Origin of the sequence: Enterococcus ratti (assembly GCF_001886195.1) — a bacterium.
In the GTDB taxonomy this organism is placed as follows: Bacteria; Bacillota; Bacilli; order Lactobacillales; family Enterococcaceae; genus Enterococcus_B; species Enterococcus_B ratti.
On sequence record NZ_JXLB01000045.1, the window covers coordinates 1 to 3,268 of the forward strand.

Annotated in this window: 2 rRNA genes; both read right to left on the minus strand. The window is 50.2% G+C overall.

Annotated elements, in window-relative coordinates:
- Positions 1–116: ribosomal RNA gene (rrf, locus tag RV14_RS11505) — 5S ribosomal RNA — on the minus strand.
- Between the two features lie 74 nt (positions 117–190).
- A 23S ribosomal RNA gene (locus RV14_RS11510) occupies positions 191–3,104 on the minus strand.
- Between the last annotated feature and the right edge of the window lie 164 nt (positions 3,105–3,268).

Sequence of the window (3,268 nt, forward strand, 5' to 3'; positions counted from 1 at the left end):
GCGTGGCAACGTCCTACTCTCACAAGGGGCAACCCCTCACTACAATCGGCGCTAAGAAGCTTAACTTCTGTGTTCGGCATGGTTACAGGTGTATCCTTCTTGCTATCGCCACCACACTTGCTTTTCTTTTGAGTCATCGGTTATTCACTCAAAACTGGATTTGAAGTAATTCCTCTTTTCCCGAGTCTTCTTGGTTAAGTCCTCGATCGATTAGTATCAGTCCGCTCCAACCATCACTGGTCTTCCACTCCTGACCTATCTACCTGTTCTTCTTTCAGGGATCTTACTTTCTCTTGGAAATGGGAAATCTCATCTTGAGGTGGGCTTCACACTTAGATGCTTTCAGCGTTTATCCCTTCCCTACTTAGCTACCCAGCAATGCCCTTGGCAGAACAACTGGTACACCAGCGGTAAGTCCATCCCGGTCCTCTCGTACTAAGGACAGCTCCTCTCAAATTTCCAACGCCCGCGACGGATAGGGACCGAACTGTCTCACGACGTTCTGAACCCAGCTCGCGTGCCGCTTTAATGGGCGAACAGCCCAACCCTTGGGACCGACTACAGCCCCAGGATGCGACGAGCCGACATCGAGGTGCCAAACCTCCCCGTCGATGTGGACTCTTGGGGGAGATAAGCCTGTTATCCCCAGGGTAGCTTTTATCCGTTGAGCGATGGCCCTTCCATGCGGTACCACCGGATCACTAAGCCCGACTTTCGTCCCTGCTCGACTTGTTGGTCTCGCAGTCAAGCTCCCTTTTGCCTTTACACTCTTCGAATGATTTCCAACCATTCTGAGGGAACCTTTGGGCGCCTCCGTTACTTTTTAGGAGGCGACCGCCCCAGTCAAACTGCCCATCTGACACTGTCTCCCACCACGCTCAGTGGTGCGGGTTAGAGTGGCCATAACGCAGGGGTAGTATCCCACCAGCGCCTCCGTCGAAACTTGCGTTCCGACTTCTACGACTCCTACCTATCCTGTACATGCGGTACAGACACTCAATATCAAACTACAGTAAAGCTCCATGGGGTCTTTCCGTCCTGTCGCGGGTAACCTGCATCTTCACAGGTACTAAAATTTCACCGAGTCTCTCGTTGAGACAGTGCCCAAATCGTTACGCCTTTCGTGCGGGTCGGAACTTACCCGACAAGGAATTTCGCTACCTTAGGACCGTTATAGTTACGGCCGCCGTTTACTGGGGCTTCAATTCGTACCTTCGCTTACGCTAAGCACTCCTCTTAACCTTCCAGCACCGGGCAGGCGTCAGCCCCTATACTTCATCTTACGATTTTGCAGAGACCTGTGTTTTTGATAAACAGTCGCTTGGGCCTATTCACTGCGGCTGATCTACGATCAGCACCCCTTCTCCCGAAGTTACGGGGTCATTTTGCCGAGTTCCTTAACGAGAGTTCTCTCGCTCACCTTAGGATCCTCTCCTCGACTACCTGTGTCGGTTTGCGGTACGGGTCATTGTTTTCTCACTAGAAGCTTTTCTTGGCAGTGTGACCTCAGGAACTTCGGTACTTTTATTTCCCTCCCCATCACAGCTTATCCGTTTAGAAAGAAGCATTTGACTCCTTTCAAGACTTACTGCTTAGACAGACCTTTCCATTCGTCTGCTTTCCTTAGCCTCCTGCGTCCCTCCATTGCTCAAACAAAAACAACGAGTACAGGAATATCAACCTGTTGTCCATCGCCTACGCCTGTCGGCCTCGGCTTAGGTCCCGACTAACCCTGGGCGGACGAGCCTTCCCCAGGAAACCTTAGTCATTCGGTGGACAGGATTCTCACCTGTCTTTCGCTACTCATACCGGCATTCTCACTTCTAAGCGCTCCAGCAGTCCTCACGATCTGCCTTCAACGCCCTTAGAACGCTCTCCTACCAATACACCTTTCGGTGTACTCCACAGCTTCGGTAATATGTTTAGCCCCGGTACATTTTCGGCGCAGGGTCACTCGACTAGTGAGCTATTACGCACTCTTTAAATGGTGGCTGCTTCTAAGCCAACATCCTAGTTGTCTGTGCAACCCCACATCCTTTTCCACTTAACATATATTTTGGGACCTTAGCTGGTGGTCTGGGCTGTTTCCCTTTCGACTATGGATCTTATCACTCACAGTCTGACTCCCGGATATAAATGGATGGCATTCGGAGTTTATCTGAATTCGGTAACCCGAGATGGGCCCCTCGTCCAAACAGTGCTCTACCTCCATCATTCTTTCTTCCGAGGCTAGCCCTAAAGCTATTTCGGAGAGAACCAGCTATCTCCAAGTTCGTTTGGAATTTCTCCGCTACCCACACCTCATCCCCGCACTTTTCAACGTACGTGGGTTCGGTCCTCCAGTGCGTTTTACCGCACCTTCAACCTGGACATGGGTAGATCACATGGTTTCGGGTCTACGACTACCTACTCAATCGCCCTCTTCAGACTCGCTTTCGCTGCGGCTCCGTCTCTTCAACTTAACCTCGCAGGCAATCGTAACTCGCCGGTTCATTCTACAAAAGGCACGCCATCACCCATTAACGGGCTTTGACTTGTTGTAGGCACACGGTTTCAGGTTCTCTTTCACTCCCCTTCCGGGGTGCTTTTCACCTTTCCCTCACGGTACTGGTTCACTATCGGTCACTAGGGAGTATTTAGCCTTGGGAGATGGTCCTCCCGGATTCCGACGGAATTCCTCGTGTTCCGCCGTACTCAGGATCCTCCTAGGTGTTGGTCAAATTTCGCCTACGGGGTTTTCACCCTCTTTGACTGACTTTTCCAAGTCATTCGGCTATTTCACCAATCTCCCTTCTTGGAGTCCTACAACCCCAATGAGCAAGCTCATTGGTTTGGGCTTTTCCCGTTTCGCTCGCCGCTACTCAGGGAATCGAATTTTCTTTTTCTTCCTGCAGGTACTTAGATGTTTCAGTTCTCTGCGTCTACCTCGCCTGCGCTATGAATTCACGCAGGCGTAACATCCTATAAAAGATGCTGGGTTCCCCCATTCGGAAATCTCTGGATCCTAGCTTACGTACAGCTCCCCAAAGCATATCGGTGTTCGTCCCGTCCTTCATCGGCTCCTAGTGCCAAGGCATCCACCGTGCGCCCTTATTCACTTAACCTCATCAACCTTACGGTTGGGTTTTGATCTTCTTCTAGCGATAGAAGTTAGATCAAGAAAAAGCAATTGAATTGTAAGAGAAAGTTTCTTTTCTACTGTCAAATTCAACGCGGTGTTCTCGGTTTATTTAAAATTACTTCAACTATCCAGTTTTCAATGAACAAC